The organism is Crocosphaera chwakensis CCY0110 (genome assembly GCF_000169335.1).
GTDB classification, from domain to species: Bacteria; Cyanobacteriota; Cyanobacteriia; order Cyanobacteriales; family Microcystaceae; genus Crocosphaera; species Crocosphaera chwakensis.
Genome location: NZ_AAXW01000090.1, coordinates 1 through 14519, shown reverse-complemented (window position 1 = coordinate 14519; position 14519 = coordinate 1). Strand labels below are relative to the sequence as shown.

The 14519-nt window shown below is 38.4% G+C and carries 16 protein-coding genes; 10 read left to right on the top strand and 6 right to left on the bottom strand.

What is annotated here, in order from left to right; translation table 11 throughout:
* Window positions 1-159: 159 nt before the first annotated feature.
* The 6 genes from CY0110_RS25885 to CY0110_RS31225 all read left to right on the top strand — a co-directional run bounded on the left by CY0110_RS25885 (window position 160) and on the right by CY0110_RS31225 (window position 3202).
* Entirely contained in the window at window positions 160-453 is a 294-nt protein-coding gene (locus tag CY0110_RS25885) for a hypothetical protein (RefSeq protein WP_008278604.1), read from the top strand.
* Window positions 454-497: 44 nt separating this feature from the next.
* Window positions 498-1025 carry a deazapurine DNA modification protein DpdA family protein gene (locus tag CY0110_RS25880; protein WP_008278602.1) on the top strand — a complete coding sequence of 176 codons (528 nt, stop codon included), beginning with the start codon at window positions 498-500 and terminating at the stop codon, window positions 1023-1025.
* Window positions 1026-1076: 51 nt separating this feature from the next.
* Window positions 1077-1214, top strand: coding sequence for a hypothetical protein (locus tag CY0110_RS30610; protein WP_008278600.1), 138 nt, complete (start codon window positions 1077-1079; stop codon window positions 1212-1214).
* 116 nt (window positions 1215-1330) lie between these two features.
* On the top strand, window positions 1331-1939 hold the full coding sequence (locus tag CY0110_RS25875) for a siphovirus Gp157 family protein (protein ID WP_008278599.1): 609 nt from the start codon (window positions 1331-1333) through the stop codon (window positions 1937-1939).
* The gene (locus CY0110_RS25870) at window positions 1936-2163 is read left to right on the top strand and encodes a hypothetical protein (RefSeq protein WP_008278598.1); all 228 of its coding nucleotides are present in this window, start codon (window positions 1936-1938) and stop codon (window positions 2161-2163) included. The genes CY0110_RS25875 and CY0110_RS25870 overlap by 4 nt, the downstream gene beginning before the upstream one ends.
* Before the next feature lie 91 nt (window positions 2164-2254).
* Entirely contained in the window at window positions 2255-3202 is a 948-nt protein-coding gene (locus CY0110_RS31225) for a hypothetical protein (protein ID WP_008278597.1), read from the top strand.
* Between the two features lie 36 nt (window positions 3203-3238).
* Here CY0110_RS31225 and CY0110_RS25860 read toward each other — a convergent pair whose 3' ends face one another.
* From CY0110_RS25860 to CY0110_RS25840, 5 genes are all read right to left on the bottom strand, one after another.
* Entirely contained in the window at window positions 3239-4192 is a 954-nt protein-coding gene (locus CY0110_RS25860; RefSeq protein ID WP_008278596.1) for a ParB/RepB/Spo0J family partition protein, read from the bottom strand.
* A 14-nt stretch (window positions 4193-4206) separates the two neighbouring features.
* Entirely contained in the window at window positions 4207-4956 is a 750-nt protein-coding gene (locus CY0110_RS25855) for a ParA family protein (RefSeq protein WP_008278595.1), read from the bottom strand.
* Between the two features lie 184 nt (window positions 4957-5140).
* Window positions 5141-7378 (bottom strand): SF1B family DNA helicase RecD2, encoded by a 2238-nt coding sequence (recD2, locus tag CY0110_RS25850; protein ID WP_008278594.1) that lies wholly within the window; start codon window positions 7376-7378, stop codon window positions 5141-5143.
* Between the two features lie 76 nt (window positions 7379-7454).
* Window positions 7455-7808: a DUF5615 family PIN-like protein gene (locus tag CY0110_RS25845; RefSeq protein WP_008278593.1), complete on the bottom strand. Its 354-nt coding sequence runs from the start codon at window positions 7806-7808 to the stop codon at window positions 7455-7457.
* A 9-nt stretch (window positions 7809-7817) separates the two neighbouring features.
* Window positions 7818-8150, bottom strand: a complete 333-nt coding sequence (locus CY0110_RS25840) for a DUF433 domain-containing protein (protein ID WP_008278592.1) — start codon at window positions 8148-8150, stop codon at window positions 7818-7820.
* A 132-nt stretch (window positions 8151-8282) separates the two neighbouring features.
* Here CY0110_RS25840 and CY0110_RS25835 point away from each other — a divergent pair, with 132 nt between their 5' ends.
* Together CY0110_RS25835 and CY0110_RS28165 are read left to right on the top strand one after the other, a co-directional pair.
* Window positions 8283-12440 carry a strawberry notch family protein gene (locus CY0110_RS25835; RefSeq protein WP_008278591.1) on the top strand — a complete coding sequence of 1386 codons (4158 nt, stop codon included), beginning with the start codon at window positions 8283-8285 and terminating at the stop codon, window positions 12438-12440.
* 175 nt (window positions 12441-12615) lie between these two features.
* Entirely contained in the window at window positions 12616-13056 is a 441-nt protein-coding gene (locus tag CY0110_RS28165) for a hypothetical protein (protein ID WP_008278590.1), read from the top strand.
* Between the two features lie 43 nt (window positions 13057-13099).
* Here CY0110_RS28165 and CY0110_RS25825 read toward each other — a convergent pair whose 3' ends face one another.
* A complete protein-coding gene (locus CY0110_RS25825) occupies window positions 13100-13318 on the bottom strand; it encodes a hypothetical protein (RefSeq protein ID WP_157464661.1) in 219 nt (72 codons plus the stop codon).
* Between the two features lie 202 nt (window positions 13319-13520).
* Here CY0110_RS25825 and CY0110_RS25820 point away from each other — a divergent pair, with 202 nt between their 5' ends.
* Complete coding sequence (locus CY0110_RS25820; protein ID WP_008278588.1) at window positions 13521-14129, top strand: hypothetical protein; 609 nt, start codon at window positions 13521-13523, stop codon at window positions 14127-14129.
* A 5-nt stretch (window positions 14130-14134) separates the two neighbouring features.
* The coding region (locus CY0110_RS25815) for a hypothetical protein (protein ID WP_008278587.1) at window positions 14135-14519 on the top strand (385 nt) is incomplete at its 3' end.

Below are 14519 nucleotides of genomic sequence, written 5' to 3'. Positions count from 1 at the left end.
ATGGACTCGAACTCAGTGGGAAGCCAAACACTATTTATTTCATACTATGCCAAAATAGCTCAAAATACTTTACTACGGTACAACAAAGAATTTAAGTCTAAACCTAGTCAAATTATTGCTATTTTCAAAATTTAACTTAGATAACAAGGAGTAAATCTCATGCAAAATTTCTATGTAAGTTGGCATCAGCCAAATAATGGCAAAAGTGGTTGTAAAATTTTTGATTACTGTCTTGTTTCTGTTAATAGATTGCTACAAAGAAAAAGCAATTTCTTAGTTAAAAACTGGATTCTTGATAGTGGAGCCTTCACTAGAATCACCTCAGAAAAAGGACATCTTTCAATAGAAAACTATGCTAACTTAGTTAATCGTTGGCAAGAGTGCGGAAACTTACAAGCTGCTGTCACACAAGATTTTCCCTGTAACCAACTTACCTTGAAAAAACTGGTCTAACCATTAAAGATCATCAAAACTTAACTATAAAGAATTATGATTCTTTGATAGAAAAGTTAGAAGAATTAGAAACTCAATCCTATCTTAATCTATCTAAGAATTATCTTGATTATTGTACAGATTTGGCAGATTACAATGATGAAGATATTTTAGAATCTTTTGAAAATATTGAGATGAACATTCCCTATATTATGCCAGTTATACAAGGGGGAAGTATTGATGATTACTTAAGACATTTAGAGCAATATGGCGAACGCTTGAGGGAAAATACTTGGGTTGGAGTAGGTTCTTTAGTTGGAAGGAAATTAAAAGAAATTGAAGGCATTTTGATAGCTATCAGGTTAGCTCGTCCTGATCTCAAACTTCATGGTTTTGGGTTAGGAAAAAGTAAGCTTAAATCCTCAATTATTTGGGATTGTTTGTACACTGCTGATTCAGCAACTGCTGGTTTATCGAAGCCTAAAGGAGCCAAAAAATTTATAGATCGAAACAATCCAGAACAGGCTGAAAACTATGCCCAGAAATTAATCAATGATTCACCAACTCAACTCAGTTTGTTCGCTTTATTTTGATTGCTGACGCAATTATTTTTGGTGAAATTTATCATTATTTTCACCAAAATTATGCAGAAAACCAAGCAACTCACTTCGCAAAATGATAACTGTTCTCAATCTGATCAACAAAAAATAGAACAAAGATATGACGAATGGTTAGAAAGAGAAATGCTCTGGCAAGATTACGGAGCTTTCTATAACTATTAATATTTGGCGTTGGTAACTGGTTAGTGAAGCTATCAGTTACTTACTACACTGTACCGCACTTTTAGTACGTTTTTCCTAAAAGTGCCTTTTTTTTATGTTTTTTTAAGGAGGAAATCATGCCTAACAAAAATGGAGAATTGTCTCCAAAAGAGTTACAAGTCCGATTTCGCGCTTTGTCGCTTCAAGACTTATGTTACGAAGCTTACCAAATCTTGCAAATTCTTGAGTCTAATGACGATGAAGATGGCTTATTTCTCGAACTACAACAATATCTAACCGAAGCCACTCAAGCAAAAGTAGATGGCTATTGTTGGATCGAAAAAGACTTAAAAGCAGAAATTGATGAATGGGAAACCAAGAAGAAAAGATTAGCTCGGATGTGCGATGAAGTTATCGAGCGCAAACAAAAGCAACTCGACGGACTTAAGCAAAATCTATTGAGATTAGCTGAACTCGGACTAATTGATGATTATTTGATCGGCTATAACAAAGCCATCGAAATTCGTCCTAATCCCAAGCCCACAGTGGAGGTTTTTAAAGAGGCTGATGTACCTGAAATTTATCGGCAACCCAAAATTCAGTGGACTATTGACAAACAAGCAATCGCTCAAGCTCATCAAGCAGGAAAAGACGTATCAGCTTTTGCCACAGTTACTTATGGTAAACAAGTACGATTCAAGAATGCTCCTCGTAGAAAACCTAAGAAGAACGGGGATGAATCATGAATAAAGCAAAAATTAACCGAACTCAGGGGAAATTGCTAAATATTCCCATTGGAACCCCTGTCGAAATCAGTTTTGTTCCAGCACCTGTTATCAATGTCGAACTGTACGCCACAGGAGTTGTTATTAGTAAAGTGGAAAAAGTCGGCATGGTACGACAAGTTTCCGTGCAATTAGACGACGGTAGATTAATTAAGTGGAATATTGATTACCTTGCCATAATTTAGCATTTTTTGGGGAATTAATTTTCCCTTTTCTTTTTTTTTGAAGCTGACGCTTCATTACTTATTGATAATCATTATATAGGACTCAAAATCAATGACTAAGACTAAATCCAACACTTATGCGTTCGAGGCAGAAAACTTTCCTTTCTTAACCTTGGTTGAAAATCTTAATCAGACCTGGAATACTTTAGGTTTAAAAGATTTACAACAAGTTGAGCAGGAAGGCTTATTAAAACTGATTACTGATTCAGGAATGACTGAAAATAGTAATTTTGATCCCAACAGTGTTCTACTCGTTAAAGCTAGTGGGGGAGTTCCTACTGGGGTTTATGGTCCTTGCGTTTTTCGTGATGGTAATATGATTATCCTACGAGTTGGGGATAATGTTGCACCCGTTACTCAGAATAGCGATCGCTTGATTGTAGGAGATTTGCGAGGCAAGATTAGTGTCAAAGCTGCCAAAGATGCCAAAGGAGAAGAATACCCGACAGCCGAAGTTAACTTTATCAATACTGATAAAGAAGTGTTTAAAGTTCGCATTTCTTTAGACTATAACAACGATGAATTGTCTGTCGGAGAGCTTGATGCTGCCATCATCAACGAAGAACCTATTATTAACTATCTCGGACAAGTGCCTGGACAAGTTATCAAGATGAACGAACTGGGTGTAGGGGAATTTGTCGTCAAAGCTATTTCCTCAACGAGAACCCAGTACGGAGAATCTTTCAAACTCCATCTTGGGGATGGTCGAGTTGTTTGGGCAAGAGGTAATAGTGAGTTGTTATTGAGAGCAGGTCATCAGATGAAGCCTGATACCCCCTTAACCTTAATCATCACTGAGATTGAGGAATTTAGCCCTGGTAAATTCTCCGTCACGAATGCTTTAAGAGAACGTTTACCCAAGCTACCAGGAAACACTAATCCCGTAGTTAAAACTCTCGAAGCTCAAGTGTCTTCTTCTGTTCAAGATAATAATCATGAAGAGTCTGAGGCTGAATCTGACGCTGAAAGTGATGAGCAAATAGAACGTATGCCATTCTAATAAAGATTAGAGTCCCTTCTTGGGACTCTTTTTTTGTCAAGTCGCTTCCTCTATTTCCTGTAAGATGCCTGATATTTTTTGAGTATAGTTTTGAATTCGTTGCCATTTTTTTCGGTCTTTAAGCCAAGGTTTTAGTTGACGAATTTTTTGAGCAACATCTTTTACTTGTTTGGCAGGATTTTCAGAAGCAGTAGAAGAACTGTTAAGAGCTTTAATTTTATCTTTAATAGCAGAAAGAGAAAGATTATCAGAAATAGCTTCATTTAATAGTTGCTTACGTTGTTCAACTTCCTTTACTTGAGCAATAGACTTAGCTTTAGTGTAAGCAATTTCTCCATTTTGTAATACAGTTAGTATATCCTCTGGTAAGTTGAGTAAGGGTAAACGATTTTTAACAAAAGATTCCCAAGTTTGTCTGCCTAATTGTTTAAAGAGTAATACAACCAGTTGGACAGGTTCTTGATTAAAAATGTCTAAGTTAGATTGACTATCATTAGCTCTTTTCATTTGATAAAGAAGGGATTTTACTTCATCAATGGAAGTATAAGAAAGGTTTAGCATTAGAAGTTCTAAAATTCCTTTTGTTTCTTCAACAGGGTTAAGGTCTTCTCTTTGTAGATTTTCAATTAAGGCCAGTTGTAATGCTTCACAGTCATTTAATTCTTTGATAATAACAGGAACTTCAGTCAGTAAAGCTTCTTTAGCTGCTCGATATCTTCTTTCTCCTGCTACTAATTCATACTCACCTGTCTCTTTTAAACGGACTAACAAAGGTTGCAAAATCCCATGCTGTTTAATAGAAGTCACTAATTCTTCTAACCGTTGAGGCTCAAAGTAACGTCGAGGCTGAGAACGAGGAAGGTGAATAACTTCAATAGGAATAGTTTTTACAGAAGATGAGTCAGAGATATCTAAAGACTTTGTTGCTGTATCTATAAAGCTACTAACAGAAGAACGCATTTGAAAAGATGGTGGTTTTTTAGTTGGCATAATATTAATTGAGTTTAATCTTGTTGAGCTAGTTTATTTGTTATGTCCTTCAGAGTTTTAATTGCAGGATTTTTGGGTTCATATACCCCCAAAGGTTCATGAGCTTGTGACGCATTGGCAAAAGAAATAGTTCTCTTAATTGGTGGATAAACTATCCCAAAAGAGGATAGTTGACTTTTAATTTGTTTTAAACTTTCTTTATCTTGCCAAGTTCTTGAATCATACAAAGTAGGGATAAAGCCAGCGATCTTGAGTTCAGGGTAAATTTTTTGAGTTTTGAAAAGAGTTTCTAGAAGCCATTGTGTTCCCCAAAGACTCTTATATTGAGTTTGAACTGGAACCAGAACATGAGTTGCACTCATAAGGCAAACATAACTTAAAAATCCTAAACTGGGAAGGCAATCAATCAAAATAAAATCATAATCACCTTTGATTAATTCAAGGGGATTCCGGAGACGAAAATCTCTCAACGGAGCGTTAACAAGCTCCATTTCCGCCTTACTAAGATTAAGATTAGTTGGGGCAAAATCAACTCCGTGAATTCCCGAAAATATAGGAAGTGGAACTTCATGAATCAAAGTATCATAAGTCGTTTTTTCTAGACTCATAACATCAATTCCCATAAAATCAGTTAGAGATGATTGAGGGTCCATATCAACCAATAAAACCCTATATTTTTCTCCTAAATGATATCCCAAATTCATAGTAAGAGTCGTTTTACCAACTCCTCCAGATTGATTATATAACGCAATAATTTTGGTCATCAGTTAAGTAATTTTTTCCAAATAAAAGGTTTAGGCATAACGTTATGCCCTGTAAAGAAAACTTAATTTAATAAGATTATTTATATCTTTATTGAAGTCAGCACCTCCAATCAGGATCATTCATAAAATTGTCTTGTTATGATTTTGTTGATTAATCAAAACGTTACCATAAAAGGGAAAGTTTTCAGAAACTTATTTGAGTTTTCTCAGATAATCTTTCTACCAACCTCGTATATCGTTGCCGACGATGACCCTGTTTAACGGCGATCCCGATCGCTTTGGAGTCCCCAACGATGATGGTCAATTTCTTAGCACGGGTTAGTCCGGTGTAGACCAGATTTCTGGACAACATGACGTAATGAGACATCGAAATTGGCATAATCACAACAGGATATTCACTCCCCTGAGACTTATGGATTGAGATACTCCAAGCTAAAGCTACCTCATTAAGATCAGCGAAATCATATTCTACGTCCCTATCATTAACCTGAATAGTGAGAGATTTTTCAATGTGATTGATGCCCTTAACGACCCCCAAATCTCCGTTATATATGTCACGATTATAATCATTCCGTAGCTGTATTATACGATCGCTAACTCTTATGGTTTTTCCCATAGCGGTAACTTCTGGCTTATCAGGGTGAGAAGGGTTAAGAAGTTGTTGCAAGACTTGATTAAGGTTACGAGTTCCCACTAAACCTTTAGTCATGGGACACAAAACCTGTACATCATTCCTGGGATCAAAGCCCTGTTTGGGAATAAAATCAGTGAGTAAAAGAGCGATCGCTTCGACACTATCTTCAGGTTTAGATCCCCCAGGATGTAACAAACAATCTGATTTAGGCTTATGGGAAATCGGTTCGAGTTTAGGATATTGGCCTTGGTTAATTTGATGGGCATTTCTGATAATGGCACTGCTGGCGGCTTGGCGAAAAACTTGGGTCAATTTAACTACTGGGATTTTTCCGGATTCAAGTAAATCAGTAAGGACTTTCCCCGGACCAACACTCTCTAATTGATCACAGTCGCCAACAAGTAGAAGTTGACAGTCTGGAGCGACCGCTTTTATTAACGAATGTGCTAGAAATAAATCCACCATCGAAGCCTCGTCAACAATCACTGCATCAAATGGCAAGGGGTTATCCTTATCCCGTTTAAAACCCATTTTCTTCGGGTCAAACTCCAGTAAGCGGTGAAGAGTTTTAGCTTCTAGTCCTGTCATTTCCCCTAATCTTTGTGCAGCCCGACCAGTGGGGGCAGCTAAGCCAATTTTTTTACCCATGGCCTGCCAGAGCGAGGTTAAGGTTTCTTGGGTAAAAGTTTTCCCACAACCCGGGCCACCCGTGAGAACCATTACCCGTGATGAAACTGCCTTGATGACCGCCTCTGTTTGTTGGGGGGAAAGTTTAATCTTCTTACTTTTGGTGTAGCGTTCTATCCAATTCGCTACACGCTTGAGATCAACAGTTACCGGTTTTTCAAGATGTTTTAGTAACAGTTTAGCTAGGTTGGCCTCTGTGTAATAAAATGTGGGCTTATAGCATAACCACATTTCTCCTTCTGCCACTTCTACTTTTAACTCCTCGCTTTCTACCATGTCGGTAACAATTTGTCTGACGGCTTCTTTGTCGGCATCAAAGTCATCAAAACTTAGTAATTCAACCGCCTCATTAACCAATTCAGGCAAGGGAAGAAAACAATGACCGTCCTCGGCTGCTTGGCTTAATATATGCAACACCCCAGATTTGTAGCGATATTTTGACCAGGGGGATATGCCAAGCTGTATCGCTATCTGATTGGCAGTCGCAAAACCTATGCCGTGTACATCTATAGCCAACTGGAAAGGATTTTCGCTTACAATTGCGATCGCATTATTGCCATACTGCTTAAATATCTTCACCGCATAAGTAGTTGAGACACCATGACCTTGCAAGAAAATCATTACATCTTTGATGGCTTTTTGTTCAGCCCAGGTATCTTGAATCATCTTGACCCGTTTCTTGCCGATGCCAGGAACTTCTACTAAACGCTCAATCTGGTTTTCGATGATTTCAAGAGTGTCTAGCTGAAAGTAGGCGACTATCCTTTTTGCTGTGACTGGTCCAACTCCACGAATGAGTCCACTACCTAAATACTTTTCGATACCAGTGAGTGTCGCTGGTTTTGATTCAGTGTAGTTCTTAACCTGAAATTGTTGGCCATGTTTCGGGTGGTCATACCAGTAACCTTGCACCGATAGGGTCATGCCAGCCTGAATGTTGGGGAAGTTACCAATGATAGCCACCAAATCCCGAAAACCCTTCACTTGCATTTTAGCCACAGTGAACCCTGAATCTGGAGCATGGTAGGTGATGCGTTCGACAACGCCGTTTAAGGTTTCGTCTTTGTTGGAGGTGGGTTTAGTAGTGGTGGTAGTGGCCATAGCCAAAGAGAACTATTGTTAATGCCATTGTACGCTCTGGGATCGTACTTTTTCGTCGGTAAAAAAGGACTTTTGCCTATCTTAGAGGAAGAAATCTTACTTGCCCTTCCCATTCTCCTTCTAAGCTGCACTCCGCGATTAAAATGATTTCTTCTATGGCTAAGCCAACTGGGACACGACGACTCACCTCAAACAATCCTGGCATCGATAATCCCACTTGGATACGCTGGTAAGCAAAAGTTATCATTGTTGCTACATCATGAGTCAACACAATACGCTCTTGCTTAGCTGCCCAATCTAGCACTGTTGGATCGTCAAACCCTGATAAGTTTACGTCTTGAACTCGCACCAAATCAATGTCTGGATTTTGACGCAGAATCCCTCGCACAATTTGGTTATTAAAGTTCTCATCTGCGAGAAATTTTATCATTGTTCTAACCTAAACAGACTTACTACGTCTGTTTAGTAAGCGTTCCCGTAATCCTATGGGACTAAAACGTTGTTCAGCCTCTTGCTGAATCATCATAGCTTGACTTTCACGTTCTGCAAGATAGCTATGAACTTCCTCTCGATGTCTAAGATAGTAACCAATCACCAGATAAATATCTGATAATTCTAAGGTCGGATACTGCTCCCCTATTTCCTCTGGAGTGCATCCTTCTAAGAAAGCACTTACCACCGTATCCAGGGTGACACGAGTTTTAGCCACTCTGACAATACCATGAGCATCAATCTCTATTGGTGTAGGTTCAAGGGCAATTGCTAAAGCCATAAATTTAATAATATTTCTACTTATTATTAATTATAGCCCTCAACTTATCGGTCAATACAACTAAAAGAGTGATCGCCCTTTTTCTTCCTTACGGAAGTTTCCTCGCTGAATTAAACAACGAGGATTTTTTACATGAGCAATGTTAAAACTCAATCAATATTATCAGTTCCTAACCAATTATTAGAACTATTACAGAGTGATAGTTCTATCACATCCAAGCAATTATCAGAAGTGATGAGTGCTGAAATAGGAGGAACCGATGCAGAAGGTAAATGGGATTGGAGATTAGCTTATGATTATTTAGAAATGGCTTTAATAATGTGGTTAAGAGAAGCTGAAGATATTTCGCTCAAAGCTTTAACCACATTAATGTCTAAATTGCCCACTCAATCAAGGCGATCTCTTGAGCAGTTAGCGTTGCAACAATTTTCTACGCCTTTACCTATGGCTTATCTTGTTAACAAGGCCGCCGCCATTACTGACCAAGATACGGTATTAGAACCATCAGCCGGAAATGGTTTGTTAGTCGCATTTGCTCAACGCCAGGGGGCTAACTTAATCCTCAACGAAATTGCGCCCCAACGCCAGGAAATCTTATCAGCATTATTCCCTGATGCACCATTGTTTGATTTTGATGCCGAGAACATTGACGATTTCTTGGATTCAGAATATCGTCCATCAGTTATCTTAATCAACCCACCGTTTAGTGCATCTCCCAAAATGCTGAAACGCAATCAGTCTGCCACGACTGAGCATTTGTATTCGGCACTACGACGATTATTACCAGGGGGAAGACTCGTTGCCATTACCGCAGAAGGCTTTTCCTTTAGCGAAATGATGAGAACCCGACGATGGGACACCAGGAACAAAGTGTTGTTCTCTGTTGGGATTTCGGGAAAGAACTATTATAAGCACGGCACATCAATCAAAACCCGTTTAACGGTGATTGAGAAATCCGAGCAGTTGGTCATTCCACAAATTCATGGCATCAGATCCCTTGGCCAAACAGAACGATTATTAGCGAACTTACCACCTCGACAAGAGATTATTATTGGTGAAAGACGGTTCTTTACACCTACGCCTAAAAGGGAAGTTCATCAACCGCAAAGTTCTCGCTATGTCCCCGAAAGTGATTTCGGACAGGTAATAGAACTAAACTATCGCATCAAGCAAGATAGCGATCGCTCTGTTATTGATGAGGGAATATTCTCACAGTATGAATTACAAGCGATCGCCATTGATGGAGCTTCACCGCACCCATCACCATTAGTCGAAAGCGCAGCAATGGCAAGCGTCAAGCCACCAGTTCCCACTTACAGACCGATGATACCCCAACGGTTATTATCAGAAGGTTTATTAAGTGAAGCACAACTAGAAACCTTAATCTATGCTGGCAATGCTCATAATCAAATGCTAGAAGGATATTACCGCATTGATGACCATGATGACCTAGTATTATGTAATCAAGAGGAGGAAGGAGCAAATCAACACAGGAAAGGCTATTTTATCGGAAATGGGACTGGCACGGGGAAAGGCAGGGAAGTAGGGTCTGTGATTTTAGACCAATGGCTTAGAGGCAACAAGAAAGCTGTCTGGATTTCTAAATCAGCTAGTTTATTAGAAGATGCCAAAAGAGATTGGACAGCTTTAGGTGGCAAACCCGAACAGATTGTCTCCTTGAGTGCTTTTAAACAAGGTGAAGTCATTAATATCACCAGTGGAATTATCTTTGCTACTTACGCCACCTTAAGAACGGCTGCCAAACGAGACAAATGCTCTCGGATTGAGCAGTTAATCAACTGGCTAGGAGACGACTTTTCGGGAGTTGTTGTCTTTGATGAAAGTCATTCGATGGGAAACTCGACTAGCCAACGCACAACTTTTGGGATCAAAGAAGCTTCCAAGCAAGGATTAGCTGGTCTAGAACTTCAGCGTAAATTGCCACAAGCCCGTGTGCTTTATGTTAGCGCAACTGGTGCGACTGTAGTAGATAATCTAGCTTATGCAGAACGTCTAGGATTATGGCTAGGAGGGCAATTACCGTTCTTATCTCGCTCTGAATTCCTGAACCAAATGCACCAAGGAGGCATCGCAGCCCTAGAAGTAGTTTGTCGGGATCTCAAAGCATTAGGCGTTTATTGTTCTAGAAGTCTATCCTACCAAGGGGTTGAGTACAACATTTTAGAACATGAAATTACCCCAGAACAGGTAGAGATTTATGACACTTATGCCGAGGCTTTCAGAGTAATTTTCAATAATCTCGAAAGAGCTTTAATCGTTGCCAGAGCTAATGCTAAAACTCGTTTAGCAGCAAGATCACTATTCTGGAACCGTAACCAAAGGTTCTTTGATCACTTAATCACTGCTATCAAAGTACCCAGTTTGATTCGTGCTATTGAATCTGATCTCGAAGCTGGTCATTGTGCTGTTGTCCAACTGGTTAGCACTGGTGAAGCCTTACTCAACCGCAAATTATCTCAAATTCCGAGCGATGAGTGGGATGATCTTCAGATTGATCTTACACCCAAGGAATCAATCTTCGAGTATTTACTCCATGCCTTTCCTACCCAACTGCACGAAACTTATACTGATAAAAACGGCAACGAACGCACTCGTCCCGTACTTGATGGGGAAGGAAAACCCGTCGAATCCAGAGAAGCATTAGAACTTAGGGAAGAACTGATCGAATCTTTAGCCCTCTTGCCTCCAGTTCCCTGCGCGTTAGATCAGCTTATTTGGTTCTTCGGAGCCGAGCAAGTTGCTGAAATTACTGGACGTTCCAAACGAGTTGTTAGAGATGGCGATAAGTACAAACTGGAGTCTCGTTCTTCTCAAGCTAATCTAGCTGAAACTGATGCGTTCATGAGCGATCGCAAACGAATCTTGGTCTTCTCCCTCGCTGGGGCTACCGGTAGAAGCTACCACAGTGATATCGGAGCAATCAATCAAAGACTTCGCAAGCACTATTTACTATCAGGAGGTTTTATCGCATCGGATTGTATTCAAGGCTTAGGAAGAACCCATAGAAGTAATCAAAAGCAACCACCTATATTTTGTCCAGTTATTAGCAATATCAAAGGTGAAAAGCGGTTTGTAGCTTCTATAGCTCGCAAATTGGATTCGTTAGGAGCCTTAACCAAAGGACAAAGGCAAGCCGGTTCTCAAAACATCTTTCGTCCAGAAGACAATCTGGAGAGTATTTACGCTAATGCTGCCTTGAGAGACTTCTTTGAAAGTTTGTATCAAAACTTCATTCCCGATTGTTCGGTTGAGCAGTTTGAGCAATTAACCGGATTATACCTGCTTAACGAAAATGGGACTTTGAGAACCGAACTACCCACTCTCAAACAGTTTCTTAACCGCTTATTAGGATTGCCTATCGCACAACAAAACCGTTTCTTTGAGGCGTTTGAGGTTCGATTAGAGAACCGCATCGAAGCTGCCATCAATGCAGGAATCTACGAACGCGGTGTTGAGATGCTCATTGGAGAATTCCGCATTCTCTCAGAGCAATTTCTATACCGACATCCTAACGGTAGCCAAACCATTTGCTATCAAATTGAGAGACGAGATCCACTACCTAGAATCTCGGTTGATGAGGCTCTAGAACTGGCTTCTAACGGAGGACAACTTGTGGTTAATGAACGATCTAACAATGTGGCGATCACCAATCCTACCAGCAGCTTGTTTAACTCCGATGGCACTAGCACTGCTAGGATTCAGCTTACCTTCCCTGATGGAACCAAGCAAAAGCTATCCCAAAGCTATTATCAATATCAATCCACTTGGAGGCAAGTTACGTTTGATTATTGGCAAATTAAATGGGAATCCGCTTTAGCTGAAATTCCTACTCACCGATATAGTACATTTTATCTGGTGACAGGTTTGTTGCTCCCTATTTGGGATAGATTAGGAGAAGGTAATATTAAGGTCTATCGTTTGGTAACACAATGCGGTCAAGCCTTATTAGGACGAGTGATTTATACTGGTGAGATTAATAGCATCTATCGTAACTTTGAGGTTGATAGTGAAGAAGAATTAACTTCAGAACAACTTTATCAAATGGTAGCGGAAGAAGGAACCACGATTAACCTTAATCGTTGGCAACTTAAACGGTCTAGAGTGGCTAACAATTATCGGTTAGAAATCTTCCCAGTTCATTCAAGAGTTGAGGTTGATTATTTGAGAACTCTTGGTGCTTTTACTGAGATGATTAATTATCGATTAAGAGTATTTCTGCCCAATGACCCTGAAATTGCTACTAGAATTATTGAACAACTAAATGTTTAATTAATCAAGCCGATCTTTTTAATAGATTGGCTTTTTTTTTATTAACATTTCTATTTATCTAGAAATGTTTTTCTTTTGGCTACGCCATTTTAGTTATTGAAGAATGATTTTATCTCTACACAAATTAATCATTCTCATACTTCTGCAAACCTAACATTATTTGGAGTTTAACATCATGCTCGCTACAATCAACGAAATATTATTTCCTACTTTCCTTTTCATCGTTATTTTCTGTTTCTTAAGTTGCTTAACTTACAATCAGGAGAATAAACCGTCTCAAGAAGTCGAAAGAATTGATAATTTTGCGAATGAAGTAAAAGAAGCGTTTTTGACTCAGTTTGATCCAAAACCAGAAGTCAAAGAATCAATAATTATCACCCAAGATAATCAGAGAACCAAAGCCAGTAAGAAGAAAATAATTTCGTTAAATCCTGTTACTAATCCTCAAATCTCCACTGTTCCTAGTCAACCCATACAACCTAATTTTACTACCATGAAACTCAAAGAACTGAAACAATATATTAGAGATTTTAATCTACAAAGCGAGATTAAATCTATTTGTGGAAAGAGCTTTTCTAAATGTACCAAAGTGGAGCTAATTCAAGCCTTAAGTTAAGTGAAAAAATGCTAAAACCCTGTTAAACAGGGTTTAATTTTTTCTAAGAAGGGATTTCATCTAGATCGATTTCTGTATCAGTTTCGGCTGTCTCATCGAATTCTTCCTCATCCTCATCAAAATCATTAAAATCTTCCTCATCAAACGAAGAATAAGACGGAATCAGATCATCAACATCGATTAATCCTTCACTTAAGCTTTCTTCGATACTTAAACCTTCCATTTGATTATAGCGATCGCTGCTTGATAAATTTTGCTTCATAAAATCCTCGTTGCAATTTTTTTTTCTAAGTGCTAATGTATAGTCTAATCCCTTTTTCTGTAAAAATTCATCATCATTAGTCAACTATGAGAACTTTCCCCACAACTTCTCTTAGTTGTCTTGATTGGTTCAAATTTTTCTCATTCAATCTCAAAAATTTTTGAGATTGAACCTATGTAATATAATTGATAGACAATTAACAATGTTAATAAAAAATCCTTGCCATTATAATTGTTGGCAAGAACTCATCGTAGCTCATTCACAAGTGCTTTATCAAGCTTATGTGGGATTTCTTAAAAATGATAAAGCTAAAATCTTACCTTATTTAATAGATCAAACAGGACAATTTACCTTATCTAGATTAGTCCCTGTGCCTCAATCTATAAATACTTGGGATAGAGATAGTTATCCGAGTAATTGGTTTATCTCAAATTGGGGAAGTCTTACTGATATTTCTGAGATAAAAGAATTAGAAACAGAAAAGTTTTATTATGTAGTCTTTACTATTAATGGATTACCCATTCATTGGTTAAAGTCTCTTCATGCTATTACCCAATCCTCAACTTTATTATTTAACTTTTATCAGTTAAAACTAGAGGATTCTCACCCTATTACTCCTTCTTCTATTCCTCCTAATTATTATTCATCAACTTTGTTATTGATTGATAACCAGATAGGATTTTCTTCTGTTAATGGACAAAATCAAAATTTTGTTGATTGTTATCCCCGTTATTCTCATAATTTTCTGAATAAACTTTATTACTGTTTAACTCAGTTGAAACTTAATATTTTAAAAACGACAGAGGAGTGAAAAACATGGCTTATCAATCACAAGGGATAGAAGTTCAGCATTTCGATACCAAAACAGGACAAAATCTAGATATTCAAGAAACTTTTAATAACACAGTAGCTGAATATTTATTCCCAGAGACAACCTTTACTTTGGGAACGGTTTACGAGGGGGATAAAACAACAGAACAAGAATTACAAAGGTTTGAAAATAAGTCTTTACAATTTGCCAACGGAAAAAAGTTTTATTTTGCCGATGATGACTCAGTAAGAAATCAGCTATTTCCCACCGCATCAGATGGGGCAGCTTATGGTTCTCTCCCCTTTACCCCCTGTCAAAAATTCACCGAAGTTGAGAATATTCGAGTTTTGGTTATTGATGACGAAACAGGAGAAAATAACGCTGATTTAG

What these genes read in the sequence shown, in the direction of transcription:
- CY0110_RS25875 (WP_008278599.1), top strand. Translation starts at nt 1,331, where the DNA reads ATGCCTAACAAAAATGGAGAATTGTCTCCAAAAGAGTTACAAGTCCGA.
- CY0110_RS31225 (WP_008278597.1), top strand. Translation starts at nt 2,255, where the DNA reads ATGACTAAGACTAAATCCAACACTTATGCGTTCGAGGCAGAAAACTTT.
- CY0110_RS25840 (WP_008278592.1), bottom strand. Translation starts at nt 8,150, where the DNA reads ATGGCTTTAGCAATTGCCCTTGAACCTACACCAATAGAGATTGATGCT.
- CY0110_RS25860 (WP_008278596.1), bottom strand. Translation starts at nt 4,192, where the DNA reads ATGCCAACTAAAAAACCACCATCTTTTCAAATGCGTTCTTCTGTTAGT.
- CY0110_RS25855 (WP_008278595.1), bottom strand. Translation starts at nt 4,956, where the DNA reads ATGACCAAAATTATTGCGTTATATAATCAATCTGGAGGAGTTGGTAAA.
- CY0110_RS30610 (WP_008278600.1), top strand. Translation starts at nt 1,077, where the DNA reads ATGCAGAAAACCAAGCAACTCACTTCGCAAAATGATAACTGTTCTCAA.
- CY0110_RS28165 (WP_008278590.1), top strand. Translation starts at nt 12,616, where the DNA reads ATGCTCGCTACAATCAACGAAATATTATTTCCTACTTTCCTTTTCATC.
- recD2 (WP_008278594.1), bottom strand. Translation starts at nt 7,378, where the DNA reads ATGGCCACTACCACCACTACTAAACCCACCTCCAACAAAGACGAAACC.
- CY0110_RS25870 (WP_008278598.1), top strand. Translation starts at nt 1,936, where the DNA reads ATGAATAAAGCAAAAATTAACCGAACTCAGGGGAAATTGCTAAATATT.
- CY0110_RS25825 (WP_157464661.1), bottom strand. Translation starts at nt 13,318, where the DNA reads ATGAAGCAAAATTTATCAAGCAGCGATCGCTATAATCAAATGGAAGGT.
- CY0110_RS25885 (WP_008278604.1), top strand. Translation starts at nt 160, where the DNA reads ATGCAAAATTTCTATGTAAGTTGGCATCAGCCAAATAATGGCAAAAGT.
- CY0110_RS25820 (WP_008278588.1), top strand. Translation starts at nt 13,521, where the DNA reads ATGTTAATAAAAAATCCTTGCCATTATAATTGTTGGCAAGAACTCATC.
- CY0110_RS25835 (WP_008278591.1), top strand. Translation starts at nt 8,283, where the DNA reads ATGAGCAATGTTAAAACTCAATCAATATTATCAGTTCCTAACCAATTA.
- CY0110_RS25845 (WP_008278593.1), bottom strand. Translation starts at nt 7,808, where the DNA reads ATGATAAAATTTCTCGCAGATGAGAACTTTAATAACCAAATTGTGCGA.